At 69.8% G+C, this 13980-nt stretch carries 14 protein-coding genes; 7 read left to right on the top strand and 7 right to left on the bottom strand.

The annotated features are described in order from the left end of the window. Positions 1-14: 14 nt before the first annotated feature. Together ABXJ52_RS35855 and ABXJ52_RS35860 are read right to left on the bottom strand one after the other, a co-directional pair. Positions 15-1073 (bottom strand): cytochrome d ubiquinol oxidase subunit II, encoded by a 1059-nt coding sequence (locus ABXJ52_RS35855; RefSeq protein WP_367048142.1) that lies wholly within the window; start codon positions 1071-1073, stop codon positions 15-17. 5 nt (positions 1074-1078) lie between these two features. Continuing rightward, complete coding sequence (locus ABXJ52_RS35860; RefSeq protein ID WP_367048144.1) at positions 1079-2395, bottom strand: cytochrome ubiquinol oxidase subunit I; 1317 nt, start codon at positions 2393-2395, stop codon at positions 1079-1081. Positions 2396-2573: 178 nt separating this feature from the next. Here ABXJ52_RS35860 and ABXJ52_RS35865 point away from each other — a divergent pair, with 178 nt between their 5' ends. Continuing rightward, on the top strand, positions 2574-3503 hold the full coding sequence (locus tag ABXJ52_RS35865; protein WP_367048145.1) for a LysR family transcriptional regulator: 930 nt from the start codon (positions 2574-2576) through the stop codon (positions 3501-3503). An 87-nt stretch (positions 3504-3590) separates the two neighbouring features. Here the strand turns inward: ABXJ52_RS35865 and ABXJ52_RS35870 are convergent, their stop codons facing one another. Further along, positions 3591-4280 (bottom strand): DUF2848 domain-containing protein, encoded by a 690-nt coding sequence (locus ABXJ52_RS35870; protein WP_367048147.1) that lies wholly within the window; start codon positions 4278-4280, stop codon positions 3591-3593. Positions 4281-4436: 156 nt separating this feature from the next. Here ABXJ52_RS35870 and ABXJ52_RS35875 point away from each other — a divergent pair, with 156 nt between their 5' ends. After that, entirely contained in the window at positions 4437-5801 is a 1365-nt protein-coding gene (locus ABXJ52_RS35875; protein WP_367048149.1) for an MFS transporter, read from the top strand. 87 nt (positions 5802-5888) lie between these two features. After that, on the top strand, positions 5889-6692 hold the full coding sequence (locus tag ABXJ52_RS35880; protein ID WP_367048151.1) for a carbon-nitrogen hydrolase family protein: 804 nt from the start codon (positions 5889-5891) through the stop codon (positions 6690-6692). A gap of 155 nt (positions 6693-6847) precedes the next feature. On the opposite strand, the gene ABXJ52_RS35885 is transcribed toward ABXJ52_RS35880, so the two are convergent. After that, entirely contained in the window at positions 6848-7474 is a 627-nt protein-coding gene (locus ABXJ52_RS35885; RefSeq protein ID WP_367049477.1) for a GntR family transcriptional regulator, read from the bottom strand. Positions 7475-7589: 115 nt separating this feature from the next. Then, positions 7590-9077: a hypothetical protein gene (locus tag ABXJ52_RS35890; RefSeq protein WP_367048152.1), complete on the bottom strand. Its 1488-nt coding sequence runs from the start codon at positions 9075-9077 to the stop codon at positions 7590-7592. Positions 9078-9345: 268 nt separating this feature from the next. Between ABXJ52_RS35890 and ABXJ52_RS35895 the strand changes: the two genes are divergently transcribed. Beyond that, positions 9346-10296, top strand: a complete 951-nt coding sequence (locus tag ABXJ52_RS35895) for a DUF4344 domain-containing metallopeptidase (RefSeq protein ID WP_367048154.1) — start codon at positions 9346-9348, stop codon at positions 10294-10296. Positions 10297-10355: 59 nt separating this feature from the next. Here ABXJ52_RS35895 and ABXJ52_RS35900 read toward each other — a convergent pair whose 3' ends face one another. Then, positions 10356-10604 (bottom strand): S1 RNA-binding domain-containing protein, encoded by a 249-nt coding sequence (locus tag ABXJ52_RS35900; protein WP_367048156.1) that lies wholly within the window; start codon positions 10602-10604, stop codon positions 10356-10358. Between the two features lie 197 nt (positions 10605-10801). On the opposite strand from ABXJ52_RS35900, the gene ABXJ52_RS35905 reads away from it, so the two are divergent. Then, a complete protein-coding gene (locus tag ABXJ52_RS35905; RefSeq protein WP_367048158.1) occupies positions 10802-11977 on the top strand; it encodes a hypothetical protein in 1176 nt (391 codons plus the stop codon). A 76-nt stretch (positions 11978-12053) separates the two neighbouring features. Here ABXJ52_RS35905 and ABXJ52_RS35910 read toward each other — a convergent pair whose 3' ends face one another. Next, on the bottom strand, positions 12054-12572 hold the full coding sequence (locus ABXJ52_RS35910) for an Rrf2 family transcriptional regulator (protein WP_367048160.1): 519 nt from the start codon (positions 12570-12572) through the stop codon (positions 12054-12056). 106 nt (positions 12573-12678) lie between these two features. Here ABXJ52_RS35910 and ABXJ52_RS35915 point away from each other — a divergent pair, with 106 nt between their 5' ends. Together ABXJ52_RS35915 and ABXJ52_RS35920 are read left to right on the top strand one after the other, a co-directional pair. Next, positions 12679-13419: an NAD(P)H-binding protein gene (locus ABXJ52_RS35915; protein WP_367048162.1), complete on the top strand. Its 741-nt coding sequence runs from the start codon at positions 12679-12681 to the stop codon at positions 13417-13419. A 104-nt stretch (positions 13420-13523) separates the two neighbouring features. Further along, the gene (locus tag ABXJ52_RS35920; RefSeq protein ID WP_367048164.1) at positions 13524-13706 is read left to right on the top strand and encodes a DUF1272 domain-containing protein; all 183 of its coding nucleotides are present in this window, start codon (positions 13524-13526) and stop codon (positions 13704-13706) included. Positions 13707-13980: the final 274 nt, after the last annotated feature.

Genomic DNA, 13980 nt, shown 5'->3' on the forward strand with positions numbered 1-13980 from the left:
CGGGGTGACGAAGCTCAGAAGTAGCTGGGGTGACGGCGGCCGGTCCGGCCCCGGAAGGCCCACCAGCTCCACGACTGGTAGGCGAGGATCGTCGGGATCACCAGGACCCCGAACGCGCTGAGGATGCGCAACGTGGCGTCGTCCGTGACGGCGTGTCCGATGGTCAGCCCCTCACCCGCCGTACTGATCAGGAGGTACGGGTAGTGGCCGGCCCCCACGAGCAGCACCGGCAGCGCTGTCGCGCAGCAAGTGGCTGCGAACGCCGAGGTGTCGTGCCCGCGGGCGAAGTGCCACCAAGCACTGGCGAGCGCGGCTGCGAACAGGGCGGCGACGGCCGCCGATGTCGCGCGGTTCGTCATCGATGCGCCCGCGCCGAACAGCGTGAGGAGTATCGCCAGGGTGCCCGCGGCCGCGGCCCCACGGAGGAGACCGGCACCCAAGAGCCGGGCTTTGGCCGCTGGTTCGGGGCCTGAGCGCAGCGCCACGAAGGCGGCGCCGTGCGCCGCGAACAGCAGGGCGGTGGTGACGCCGCAGGCCAGTGTGAACGGTGAGAAGACGTCGCCGGTCCCGATGTGGAAGCTCCCGTCTGCCCGACGGGGCACGCCGTGGAGCAGCAGGCCGACGACCAGACCCCAGCACACGGCGGGCAGGGCCCCGCCGAACACGATCAGGCCGTCCCACCAGCGACGTCCGCGAACGCTGTGGGACCGGCGCCGCAGCTGGACGGCGGCGTTGCCGAGGACGAGGCCGACGAGGATTGCCACGATCAACGGGTACAGGCCGGACAGAAGTGTGCCTTCGAGGTGCGGGAAGGCACCGAACAGGACGCCGGCGAAGGCGACCAGCCAGACCTCGTTGCCGAGAAAGAACGGCGCGATGGCGTCGAGGGCGGCGTTAGGGCCGGTGAGCTCCTCCGCCTCCTGCTCCTTCGCTGTCTTCTCCTCCCCGCCATGAACGCTTCGGTCACCGAGGAAGGGATGCAGCATCTGCACGCCGTAGTCATAGCCGCCGAGCACGAAGTACCCGGCGAGCAGCAGGCCGAGGAGGGCCAGCCAGGCGGTCTCCAGAGTCATCTCGCTCAACTTTCCGTTACCGCGGGGGAGTAGGACAGGGTGGTCATCTCGGCGCCACCGCCCGCCGCCGGAGGCAGGTCGTCGGGGAGGGGCTCGGTGGCGCCGAGCTGGGTGGCTTCCGGGCCTCGCAGGGCAAAGCGGGTGATCAGGGTCCAGTTCGTCACCGCCAAGGCGAGGAAGATGGCGATGAAGAGGGCGCAGGACACCGCGAGTGAGGCCGTACTGACGTGGGAGAGTGCGTTCTCGACCGTCAACTCGCCGTAGACGAGCCAGGGTTGGCGGCCGACCTCGCGGACGACCCAGCCGCCCGCGGAGGCGATGAAGGGGAACGGCACTGATGCGACCAGCAACCACAGGGCCGGGCGCCAGCGCGTCAGCCGGCTCTTCCACAGGAGGATGACGGCGATGAACGTGATGGTGGAGACGGTGTTGCCGATGATCGTCATCACGTCCATCGAGATGCGCATCGTGTCCTGCCAGGGCACGTAGTTGCCGGGCCCGTGCTCCTTGACGAGCTGTGCCTGCAGCTCGGCCACGCCGCTGTTCTCCAGGACCGCGTCCTTCATGGGCTGCGTCCGCTCGATGACGGGCCGCTGCATCTCGCCGACGACGACGACGAAGAAGGACGTGACCATGGCCACCCACAGGCCCAGACGCATGGAACCGCGGAACAGCTCGGTCTCCTTGGTGCGCCGGAGGAAGTGGTAGGCGCTGACCCCGGCGATGAAGACACCGCCCGTCGTCAGCGCGGCCAGCGCGATGTGCAGGAGCGCGACCAGGGCGCTGGAGTTGGTCAGCAACGCCCCGAAGTCCGTCAAGTAGGCTGCGCCGTCGCGGACTTCGTAACCGACCGGGTGCTGCATGAAGCCATTGGCGATCATGATCCAGTACCCGGAGGCGTAGGCGGTCAGGGCGACCAGCCAGATGAGCGTGACGTGCACGCCCCTGCGCATACGGCCCCAGCCGAAGATCCACATGCCGAGGAAGGTGGACTCGGCGAAGAACGCGATGAGGGTTTCCAGCGCCAGCGGAGCGCCGAAGACATTGCCCGCGAACTTGCTCAGGCCACTCCAGCTGAGCCCGAACTGGAACTCCATGACCAGGCCGGTGACGATGCCGACCGCGTAGTTGATGACGTAGAGCTGGCCCCAGAAGCGGGTCATGCGCTCCCGGACGGCCTTCTTGACGGGGTCACGGGTGTACGCGGCGCGGGTGTGCATGATCGCCACGAGGGGGACGAGCCCCATGGTGAGGATCACGAACAGCCAGTGGACGCCGGTCGTGGCCGCGAACTGGAGTCGGGCCAGATCCGCAGCGCTCATGGTGGGACCTTCCTGGGGGACGGGTGGCCGTACCCGCGAGGCATCGCCCCTGCTGCGGGGATCGCATCGCCTGCCTGACGGCCTTGATGAAGACCGTAGGGAGAATTCCTTATGCGTTCCAAGACTTCTTTTGGCATGTGAAGATGACTCCGAAGGCATAAGGGAAGGTGGGTGGATCATGGATCTTCTGCAGCTGCGGTACTTCCAGACCGTCGCCCGTTTCGAGCACATCAGCCGCGCCGCCCAGGAACTGCGCGTGGCCCAGCCCTCGTTGAGCCGCACCATCGCCCGCCTGGAGTCCGAACTCGGCTCCCCGCTCTTCGACCGGCAGGGGCGCCGCATCCGGCTCAACCCGTACGGCGCGATGTTCCTGCGGCATGTGGAGCGGGCCCTGAGTGAGCTGGATGACGGCTGCAGGGCCGTGCGTGAGGCCCGTGACACCGGGCTCGGGCGCGTGAGCGTCGCCTCCGAGACCCTCCTGACGATCACTCACATCCTCGGCAGCTTCCGGGCCGGTCATCCGCGCGCCGACGTACGGCTCTTCCAGTCGACCGCACAGGAGATGGACCGCCGGCTGCGCACCAGGGAGGTCGACTTCTGTGTGGCCTCACAGCCGCTGACCGGCACGAACCTCGAGTCGGTCGAGCTCGCCCGCGAGGAGGTGCTGCTCGCGGTGCCGCCCGGTCACCGGCTCGAAGCGCGGGAGAGCGTGACGATCCCCGAGATCGCCGACGAGCCCTTCGTCACCACGCGCCCCGGCCACTGGCAACGCGCCCTCCTGGACCGGCTGTTCGCGGCCGAGGGGCTCACGCCGCTGCTCTCCTGCGAGGGCGACGAGCCGGGTGCCAGCCAGGACATGATCAGCGCGGGCCTCGGCATCGGCCTCATCCCGGAGATCTCCCGCCAGGTCGGCACGGAGACGCAGGTTCCGGTGGCCTGGGTCCACGTGGACGCACCGGACTGCGAGCGGGTGCTCACCCTGGTGTGGAGCCGCGACGGCTACCTCTCCGAAGCCGCCCTGAAATTCCGGGAGTTCATCACCAGCAAGCCCTTCATGTCCCACCGCAGGCCCGCTGCGCGCGGCGAGGCTTCCCTTGCACCGTCCTGACGCGAACCAGGGTCCCGAACGCAACGGCCCAGGTGATCGATGCGTCGGCGGCAAAGTTCAAGGCCGGGTGCCGGACGGCGGGCGGTGTCAGCCGATGGGGTCGGGCAGCGGTACCACCCGGTAGGCGAGCTGGATCGTGCTGCCGGTGGCGGGGTCGCCGAGTTCCACGCGCCAGCCCTCGGCGAACTGGTCCACGCCTTCGGTCATGGGGATGGTGCCCGAGATCAGGACGGTGCCCGGGGTCAGGCCGCCACGCTCGCGCAGTACGCCGGTCCAGTAGCCGGGGGTGAGGAGTTCGGCCAGCGTGCCGTGCTGGATCTCGATCTCCCGGCCGTCGGCGTGGGCGACCCAGGCACGCAGGGTCAGTTCGTCGACGCGCGACTCGACGTCGGCCAGGGGCCAGGCCTGCCGGGCCAGGACATCGGGCGCCGCGTTCTTGCTCCAGGCCACGCCGTGGACCTCGAGGTCACGGTCGGTGTGATCACAGGCCGCCGTCAGCAGCAGCTCGCCACCGTCCGCGACGACCAGGGCCCATTCCGCCTCGCCGGACGTGCGGGCGTGCGGGGCGGCGACCCGCTCGGTCTGCTGGGCCAGGTAGGGGGAGACGGGGTAGAGGGCCGGGGTCACCGACGGCGCGGGCACTCCCAGTTGGGCGAGCTCGGCGACATGCGCGGCGACGTCGGCCTGCTCGCGCCCGGCGTAACCGGCGTTCAGCACCTGCACGACATCGACATCACGGGTGGAGCCGTCAGGAAGTTCGAAGGTCAGCACGGCCATGAGGCACTCCAAAGGGGGCAGGGCTCGACAAGGGTCTCGACGATCTCGACACGGTCGACTTCTGGCGCGGGGGTTGCGCATACGACCTGTATACAAGAAGTATGCCGGAAGGTCGATGTCCAGGTCGATGTCCCCTCGACGCAAGGATCGGGAAGCATGCAGCACACCCCTCAGGGCCCACCGGCGGTCACGCCGGGCCGCTCCGGCATCCGCCGGGCCTTCTTCGCAAGCCTCACCGGCACCGCTCTGGAGTGGTACGACTTCGCGGTCTACTCCGCCGCGGCGGCCCTCGTCTTCGGTGACCTTTTCTTCCCCTCGGAGGACCCCCTCACCGGCACCCTCCTGGCGTTCTCCACGTATGCCGTCGGCTACGTCTCACGACCGCTGGGCGGCTTCGTCTTCGGACGCCTCGGCGACGTGATCGGCCGCAAGAAAGTCCTCATCGCCACCCTGGTCCTCATCGGCGCCGCCACCTTCCTCATCGGCGTCCTGCCCACGTACGGCACCGCCGGCATCACCGCCCCCATCGCCCTGGTCCTGCTGCGGTTCGCGCAGGGCGTCGGCGTGGGCGGCGAGTGGGGCGGTGCGGTCCTGCTGTCCAGCGAGTTCGGCGACCCGCGCCGCCGCGGCTTCTACGCCTCCGCCGCGCAGATCGGCCCACCCGCCGGAAACCTCCTGGCCAACGGCGTACTGGCCGCCCTGGGCGTACTGCTCACCGAGGAGCAGTTCCTGTCCTGGGGCTGGCGCGTGGCCTTCCTGCTCTCGGGTGCCCTGGTCGCCTTCGGGCTGTGGATCAGGGCGAAGCTGGAGGAGACCCCGGTCTTCAAGGCCATGGAAGCCGAGGAATCCCGGCCGCAGGCGCCGATCCGCGAGGTCTTCACCACCCAGCCCCGCGCCCTGTGCGCCGCGATCCTCAGCCGGGTCGCCCCCGACGTGCTGTACGCGATGTTCACCGTGTTCGTCCTCACCTACGCCACCGACGAACTCGGCATGACCCGCGGCTCCGCCCTGACGGCCGTACTGGTGGGCTCCTTCCTGCAGATCTTCCTCATCCCCCTGGCCGGCGCCCTGTCCGACCGGGTCAACCGCCGCCTGCTGTACGGCTGTTCCGCCCTCGCCGCGGGGGTGTGGCCGTTCGTGTTCTTCCTCGTGGTCGACGGCGACAGCTGGTTCCTGCTGGTGTGCGGCGTCGTGATGGCACTGGCCATCCACTCCTTCATGTACGGCCCGCAAGCGGCGTTCGTCGCCGAACAGTTCTCGCCCCGTCTGCGCTACACGGGATCGTCGCTCGCCTACACCCTGGCGGGCCTCATCGGCGGAGCGGTCGCGCCGCTGCTCTTCACCGCCCTGCTCAGCGCGTACGGCAGCTGGGTGCCGCTGGCGCTCTACCTCGCCGCCGCGGCAGCCGTGACCCTCATCGGGCTCTTCCTGGGCCGGGACTCCGCCCACGCCGAAAAGGAGGACGAGCTGCTCGCCGGCGCCGCCACCCCGGAGGCGGCCCCCGCGGCCCGCGTTCCGTAACGTCAGCGCTCCCGGTCCCTGCCCGTGTCCGCTCCCGTCTCCGCCATCACCCCGCCCGCCCCTCACGACTCCGAAAGGCGGTCCACCGTGCGCATCGCACTGAGCCAGCTCACCACCGGCCCCGAGCCCGGCAAGAACCTCACCCTCATCAAGGAATGGACCTCACGCGCGGCCGACGCCGGCGCGGACATCGTCGTGTTCCCCGAGGCGTCGATGGCCTGCTTCGGCACCCCACTGGCGCCCCTCGCCGAACCCCTGGACGGCCCCTGGGCCACCGCCGTCCGCACCGTCGCCGAGGAGGCGGGCCTCACTGTGGTGGCGGGCATGTTCACCCCGGCATCGGGAGGCCGGGTGGCCAACACCCTGCTCGCCACCGGACGCGATGTCGAAGCGGCGTACGACAAGATCCATCTCTACGACGCGTTCGGCTACGCCGAGTCCGACAGCGTGGCCGCCGGGTCCCGGGTCGTCACCATCGACGTGGACGGCGTACGCCTGGGTCTGGCGACGTGTTACGACGTGCGCTTCCCGGAGTTGTTCCGGGCGCACGCCGACGCGGGGGCCACCGCCACCCTGCTGGCGGCCTCCTGGGGCGCGGGACCCGGCAAGATCGACCAGTGGGAGCTGCTGGTGCGGGCCCGCGCACTGGACGCCACGCTGTGGGTCGCCGCCGTCGACCAGGCCGACCCGGCCGCGCGGGGCGACGCGGCCGGGGGCACGGCACCCACCGGAGTGGGGCACAGCATGCTCGTCGGCCCCGACGGCACCGTGCGCCACCGCCTGGGGGCCGAGGCGGAGCTGGCGCTGGTCGACGTGGACGCCGACGAGGTCATGGCGGTCCGCAAGAACATCCCGGTGCTGGCCAACCGGCGGTTGGGGGAGCGGCGCTGAGCGAGAAGGGCCAGCAACTCCCTTTACCTGCGGGGCTGTCGGGCTGGCGGGGCTGACGATCTTCCGCCGAGACTCTCGGGTCCGACAGCAACGCGGCCCAGCGCAACTCATATCGGCGTCCGCCCGTCCGAACGTACGCCCGTGTGCTCGCCCGGCTACCCGGCAAGCAGAACCTTAAGTGTCGACTCCAAGTGGCTGTCGATCGCGGCGCAGGCGGCCTGCGCGTCACCGGCCGTGAGGGCATCCACGATCGCCCGGTGCTCGTCGAGCACCGCTTCCTGGCGGCCCTGCTGGTTGTAGAGGGCCACGACTCCGGCCCGCACCTGGCGGCTGCGCAGCCCCTCGTAATGCCGGTCGAGCAGTGAGTTGCCCACGGCCGACACGAGCGACGAGTGGAAGAGGTGGTCCACGTCGATGAACTCCTTGGCCTGGTCGGGCCCGCTCAGCGTGCGCTGCCGATCCAGGCAAGCGCCCAACTCCCGCACCGGCGCCCGCCCCGCGTCGATGACGTGCTGCGCCGCGTACCGCTCGACGATCCCGCGCAGCTGCATCAGCTCGGTGATCTCACGCCCCGACAGGGGCGCCACCCGCGCACCGCGCTTGGGCACCAACTCGACCAGGTCCTCGGCGGCCAGCAGGAGCAGAGCTTCGCGGATCGGGGTGCGCGAGACACCGATGCGGTCGGCGATGTCCTGCTCGGAGAGGAACTCGCCCTGCATCGCCGGGTCCGTGAGCACCGTCTCCTTGAGGTACGCGTACGCCTTCTCCCGACCCGACGCCACCACTACCCCCAGAGATCGCATACACCTTGTATACGGAAGTGTATACGGAAGCTACCACGAAGCCGCGCTACAGCGCCCGGCGCTGCGGGCCGCGGCGGGCCAGTGCCTCGCTCGGTCAGTCGGCGAGCCGCGCGGTGAAGACCCGGTGCCCGTCGCTTCGGCTGGCGCTGACCGTGAACGCGCCCTCGGCGTCGTCGGCGTCGACCGTCAGAGTGTCTCCCTCGTGACGAACCGTGGCGGGATCCAGCATGAGAACGAGATCTGGCCCGTCGAAGCCGACGCTGGTCTCCCTCACCTCCAGGCTTCCGCCCTTCAGCGACAGTGAGCCGGTACTCCCCAGTGCCACGGTGAACGGCAGCTTGTCGGCCTTGTAGTAGCCATTCGACTGGAAGTCGCTGCGGGCCGCCTTCGCGGGCAGCCGCAAAAGCACGGTCGACGGCTCGGCGTACACCTGCGCCAGCGGATCAAGCACCTCACCCAACTGCTGGTTCGCTGCCCGGGCTTGGGCCCGCGCCCGTGCCTCGAGGCTCTCGGGGACGGACTGCCGCTTCGGGGCGATGCCCTTGAGGAGGAGCTGTTGGGGAGTCTGCCCACTCGACTCGCTCTGCTGCTTGACGCGGGCGCCGGAGCCGAGGTGATCGGCCAGGAGCAGGGAGGCGAGCCCGACGTAGTAACTGCCGGTGTCGCCCTGGATCTTCTCAGGGTCGGTGATGTGCTTGAGGGAGGTGAAGTACGCCTGGCGGGCGGCGTCCAGAGAGCCGCCGGCATTCGCCTGGACGAACGCAAGTTTGCCCACGTAGTTGGCCGTCCCCTCCAGGACGTCCGTGCGGCTCAGGGCACGGTGCTGTTCGGGCAGCGTCTTCGCCAGCTGCTGCTCCCACCAGGCCGCGGCCTGGAGGTGGCCGGCACGCCGGGCCTCGTCACGGCCGGCATCGAGCAAGCTGTTGTAGAGGAGCACCCGGAACAGGGTCTCCTCCTTGCGTATGGGGTAGTACGTCGCACGCCCCGTGACGTCGCTGCCATGGAGCGGCTTGGCGAGGGCCTTCCAGCGGGTCGTCTCGCCGTCGTGTTGTACATAGGCATGGAACTGTTCGTGCGTCGCTGTGTCGAACAGCAGTGACGTCGCGTTCTTGGGGAACATGCCGCTGGGGTCACGGTCGGGCAGCCCTCGCGCGTAGTCCCGCGCCTCCAGCGCCACGACCACGGCGTGCTGCCCGTCCCACTCAGTCATCGTGAACCCACCGGCCCTGGGCACCGCGATGTTCCGTCGCTTCAAGTCCGCGAGGGGCACGCGGTTCCTGCCCCGCGGAGTGATCGACCACGCGGCCTTCCCGTCGGTGACCAGCAGCATGTGCTCCGCGTAGTCGGTGCCTGGCCAGATCCGGTCCATGTGCCGCCAGACCTTGGCCACGTCCTTCTGTAGTCGGTCGGCCGTTTCGTCGAGACCGAGCACCTCACCCGGTGCGGGCGTTCCGGTGTCCGCGAACGCCGAAGTGCCGGTGACGGTCTTGGGTGCGGCGCAACCGGTGTCCGTCAGTGCCAGCACGACGAGCCCGGTCACAGCCAGGGTGATGCCGCGGCAACGCAGCGCCCGGAACGTCATGACGATTCCCAACCTCGGGACGTTTCCCGACCTCGGAAAGGCCGTCGGGACGACAAGCCTCTGCACCACCGTGCGCGCCCCGTCGCGCGGGCGCCCCCGCACCACCGGCCGATGCCGCCGTTCGAGGGAAGGGGGCGACGTTCACCTGAGTGGCCGACGAGGATGGCCGGGTGCGCGCGGTGGGGCAACGCTGAGGGAGCGGGGGCAGGGGGTACTCCATGGCAGAACGGATCCCACCATGTCAGCGAAGCCGCCACTCGCAACGGCCATGTCAGCGAAGCCGCCGACCGCAACGGTCACGTCAGCGAAGCCGCCAGCCGCAACGGTCGCCGCCGTCACCCTCGCGTGCGCGCTCGCACTCAGTGCCTGCACCGCAGACCAGGCCCCCGGTTCGACCAGGGCGGCAGCGCGGGCCGCCACAGCCACCGCGTCGGCCGGGGAGCCCCCGGGGACCGGCCGGCCGACGACGAAGAACGACGGGAAGCTCATCACGGTCTACGAGCCTGGCACGACGCCGGCCGGGGAGAAGTCCCGCGGCTTCCTCGAGAAGAACCACGTCCTGGACGACGTCGCCTCGCAGGCCAACGCGCGCGTGACGCTGGCTCACGATGTGCCCTTGATGGGCTTGAACTGCGATGAGTCGAACGCCTATTGGAGCGCGATGCGGCAGGACATCCGCTACTGCTACGAGTTCGAGGCCTCCACCCGCAAGCTCTTCGAGAAGCCCGATGACGACGGGAAGAAGCCCACCTCCAAGGACGTCGACGATGACATCGTCGGCTTCACCAACGGCATCGTTCTGCACGAGCTGGGACATGCGCTGATCAGCATGTACGAGCTGCCTGTCACCGGCAAGGAAGAGGACGCAGTCGACCAACTCGCGGTCGTCCTGCTCACCACCGGCGATCAACCGCACGACAAATACGTGGCTGAGACGATCTACGCATGGGCCAGGATGGCCTCCGAGAAGGAGCTCAACAAGTCCGCATCGGACATGCTCGAGCTCTACTCCGACGAACACTCCCTGAGCGCGCAGCGCCTCTACAACTGGACCTGCTGGCTGTACGGCTCCAACCCCGACGCCTACCAGGGCCTCGTCGAGAGCGACGACAACCCCGACGGCGCCCTGCCGTCGGCCCGAGCCGGGCAGTGCGAGGACGAGTACAAGAAGCTCAGCAAATCCTGGAACACCCTCCTCAAGCCCTACCTCAAGCAGTGAGCCGCAGACGACAGGCTGCCGCACGCCCGGTGAACTCCGCCCCGCCGCTCGCCATGGGCTCAGGCTTGTCGTAGCGACAGCGCGAACTCGCTCAGGTGGACCAGCCCCTCGACCCCGTCGGCGGCCCGCACGAAGGCGCCGAACGGGATCAGCTTGGTGACCTGTCCCTCAAGGCGTTGGCCCGGTGCTGTGCGGTCGGCGAATTCCTCGAACGGGTCCGGCTGCAGGGCCCGCAGGGACAGTCGGGCCTCCAGGTTCCACGTGTCGAACTGGAGGCACTCGCAAGCGACGCTCTGCCCGATCCCCACGACGTCCGAGGCCGCTTCGATGTAGCGCCACGACAGTTCGGGGACGGTGATGAAATCGACGCCCGGGGTGGTCCCCGGAGGGGGCGGTGGCGGCGTCGGGGTGGTTTCTCCAGTGGCGGGGCGAAAGAAGCGTGCATAGAACGGGAGACACGATCACGTGCGGGGCGAGGACGTCCCGCTGAAATGGAGAATCGAAAATGGCCGCTGAGTCATTCTCTGCCGCGGGGGACACTTCCGGAACCGGCGAACCTCTGCTGTCGACGTCGGTTCACTGGGGTACTGCGCAGCTCGGCGCCCCACCCGCCCACCAGCCCGCCCCATGGCCGCAGGAAGCCGAGCACGAGACCGAGGACGTTCCCCCGGAGTGGGATGCGAACGGCGCCGACGACGAGCCCCCGCCAGAGGTGCCTGACACCGACGACGAACCCTCGGCGCAGGCACCGCCGGGCCCGGACGAGGACGCGGTGGAAGAGCTCATACGCGTCGCCGTGGTGTCCAGGCCGCTGGACGATGTCGTCGACCTCGTCACCCTCCTGGAGCAGTCACCTGGCGGCGTGACCACCGCGGCCTCGGTGCTCCGCCTGGCAGCCGTCGCCCGCTCCGTCGAGGACGTCACCCGGCTGGTGGAACTGCTCGGCCCGCCGGAACACCCCGCCGAGCACATGGACGAGGCCATCCGGCATGCCGCCGAGGAACGGCCCGTTCCGGAGGTGGGCCGACTCGTCCATCTGCTGTCCCGCCCTCCGTACGATCCGCACAGCGGCGCGGAGGCGGTGCACGCCGCCGGTACGACCCGGTCCGTCGAGGATCTGATGCAGTTGATCGGCAGCCTCCGCGAGCACAAGGAAGCCGACTACCCCGACGTCGTGGTCCCGGCCGCGCCGCTCGCGCCGCCCGCCGCGGCGGCGGCCCAGCCCGCGACCGCCCCCGCCTCCGCCTCCGAGGCCGCGGAGGCGACACAGGCGCAGAGCAAGACCCCCCTGGTGTGGCTGCGCCGTGTGGCGGGCGTACTCCTCCTGCTCTGTGCGGCGGCTCATCTCCCGCTGAACTGGTCGGACGCGTCCACCGTCGGTCTCTTCACCGCACTCGGCGTCTTTGCCCTCTGCGCCGTGGCGGGCGCGGCGCTCTGCTTCAGCAGGTCGCCGATCGTGGCCGTGGTGAGCACCTTGATCGCCGGCGGGTTGTCCCTCGGCCACCTCGTGGACGACCGGGTCAACTCCCGGACGCTCGCCTACGTGTTGCGGCCCGACTGGGTGCCGGCGCCGCTGCCGACCCTGGCGGCGGTGGCCGCGACGCTGGCCGCGCTGCTGGTCGTGGCGCTCACGATCGCCGGCCTCAGGGCGGCCAACCGCAAGGCCGCCCCGCGCTTCTAGGCGTGGACGCAACGAATGCTCGCGCTCCTCGGCGAAAGCCGGGGGGCGCGAGCATTTACGTCGGGCCGTATGCCTGTCAGCCGTGCGCGCCGTCGGCGCCCTCGGCGCCGCCGGGGCCGCTGGACCCATCGAGCCACGTTCCGATGGCCGGCAGGGCCTGGGGCCCGCTGTCCTGTTCCACCGAGCCCACCAGGTCGGCGACGGAGACCGCCGCAAGGGACGCTCGCCAGGCGGCGTCGGCCGCGGTCATCGCGCGGGCGATCGGGCACGGCTTGGTGCAGTCGTCGGGCGGCGTCCCGAAGGGCCCACGCTGACGGATCTCGGTGCACGTGAACGCCGGACTCGCGCCGTCGACGGCCTGCACCACGTCCAGGACCGTGATGTCGCCGGCCGCCCTGGTCAGGACGTAGCCGCCCGTCTTGCCCTGAACGGACTTCACCAGGTCGGCCCGGGACAGAGCCTGCATCTGCTTGGCCAGATAGCTGGGCGAGACGTCGTGCAGCTGCGCGAGACGCGCGGCCGGGACCGGCTCGGTTGCCGCGGTCAGGACCACACAGCAGTGCAGCGCCCACTCCACGCCGCCGGACAGTTTCATGCACCCTCCCGATTGACTCGGACACAGGATATCCGAGTATTATCTCGGACATCGGATATCCGAGTTAGAGCCGACCTGGCCACTCGGTACACAGAAGGGCACGATCATGAACATCACGGTCATCGGCGGCACCGGACTGATCGGTTCCCAGCTCGTCTCCCGGCTCCGCGACGCGGGGCACGACGTAGTCGCCTCGTCCCTGTCGACCGGAGTCGACCTGCTCACCGGCGCGGGCCTCGACGAGGCGCTCAAGGGCGCGGACACGGTCGTCAACGTGTCGAACTCGCCTACGTTCGACGAAGCCTCGCCGGACTTCTTCCGTACCACCGTGGGGAACCTGCTGGCGGCGGGGGAGCGCGCGGGCGTCGGCCATCAGGTCGTCCTGTCCATCGTCGGCGTCGACCAGGTGCCGCAGCTGGACTACTACCGCGCCAAGACCCTCCAGGAGGACCTGCTGAGGCAGGGGCCCACCGCGTACTCGATCGTGCGCGCCACGCAGTTCTTCGAGTTCATGGACGCGGTCATGGCCTGGACCGCCGACGAGCGGACCGTCCGGCTGCCCGCCACGCCCGTTCAGCCCATCGCGACCGCCGACGTGGTCCAGGCTCTCGCCGACGTCACCACCGCCGCACCGCTCAACGGCACGCTCGACATCGCAGGACCCGACGTCTTCGCACTCGACGAGCTCGGCCGCCTGACGCTGTCGGCCCGCAAGGACCCCCGCACCGTCGTCACGGACGGGACGGCGGGCATGTTCGCGGCCGTCGAGGGTGACGTACTCGTCGCGGGGCCCGGCGCGCGCGTGGCCTCCACCCGATACGAGGACTGGCTCGGCGCTTCCCGCTAGCCGACCGTCCGCCGAGGCCCTACGTCCGTATCCGCCACCACGGCAGGGCTTTCCTGCGTACTCTTCCTCGCAGACACCGGTCAGCGAGGTACGGGGGAGCAGTCATGGCGTTGGAAATGCGTGAACGGTGCGAGCGCTGCGAGAACGCGGCCCTGCCGTGGGACGCACCGGCCAGGATCTGTTCCTACGAGTGCACGTTCTGCGAACCGTGCGCCGCGGCCATGCAGGACGTCTGCCCCAACTGCGGCGGCCAGCTCGTCAGCCGCCCCACGCGCGCCCAGCCCTGACCGCATCCCCGGAGCCACCGGCAGTCCTGGGTCAGCGCCCGCCGCTACGGGCACCGCCGCCACCTCCAGGGACACCGCGGTCACGGGATTTCACCCGGTGCTTCCGCTCCGACAGGACGCTCCGCGAACCGGCCAAACCCCGCTTCAGCTGTGAGCCCACCCATAGGAGCCACGTCACATGCTATGGCCGGTAGTAGACCCCTCGCCGCGTGCACGGGCGGCCGTGGGCCCCTTGGGCGGCGTCTGACCAGGGGCGTCCTGCGTACCGCGGTAG

It is taken from the genome of Streptomyces sp. Je 1-332 (genome assembly GCF_040730185.1).
In the GTDB taxonomy this organism is placed as follows: domain Bacteria; phylum Actinomycetota; class Actinomycetes; order Streptomycetales; family Streptomycetaceae; genus Streptomyces.

Bases quoted from the DNA above. Each gene is read 5' to 3' on its own strand.
- ABXJ52_RS35860 (WP_367048144.1), bottom strand. From the start codon at position 2,395: ATGAGCGCTGCGGATCTGGCCCGACTCCAGTTCGCGGCCACGACCGGC.
- ABXJ52_RS35920 (WP_367048164.1), top strand. From the start codon at position 13,524: ATGGCGTTGGAAATGCGTGAACGGTGCGAGCGCTGCGAGAACGCGGCC.
- ABXJ52_RS35890 (WP_367048152.1), bottom strand. From the start codon at position 9,077: ATGACGTTCCGGGCGCTGCGTTGCCGCGGCATCACCCTGGCTGTGACC.
- ABXJ52_RS35855 (WP_367048142.1), bottom strand. From the start codon at position 1,073: ATGACTCTGGAGACCGCCTGGCTGGCCCTCCTCGGCCTGCTGCTCGCC.
- ABXJ52_RS35875 (WP_367048149.1), top strand. From the start codon at position 4,437: ATGCAGCACACCCCTCAGGGCCCACCGGCGGTCACGCCGGGCCGCTCC.
- ABXJ52_RS35915 (WP_367048162.1), top strand. From the start codon at position 12,679: ATGAACATCACGGTCATCGGCGGCACCGGACTGATCGGTTCCCAGCTC.
- ABXJ52_RS35895 (WP_367048154.1), top strand. From the start codon at position 9,346: ATGTCAGCGAAGCCGCCGACCGCAACGGTCACGTCAGCGAAGCCGCCA.
- ABXJ52_RS35865 (WP_367048145.1), top strand. From the start codon at position 2,574: ATGGATCTTCTGCAGCTGCGGTACTTCCAGACCGTCGCCCGTTTCGAG.
- ABXJ52_RS35910 (WP_367048160.1), bottom strand. From the start codon at position 12,572: ATGAAACTGTCCGGCGGCGTGGAGTGGGCGCTGCACTGCTGTGTGGTC.
- ABXJ52_RS35905 (WP_367048158.1), top strand. From the start codon at position 10,802: ATGGCCGCTGAGTCATTCTCTGCCGCGGGGGACACTTCCGGAACCGGC.
- ABXJ52_RS35870 (WP_367048147.1), bottom strand. From the start codon at position 4,280: ATGGCCGTGCTGACCTTCGAACTTCCTGACGGCTCCACCCGTGATGTC.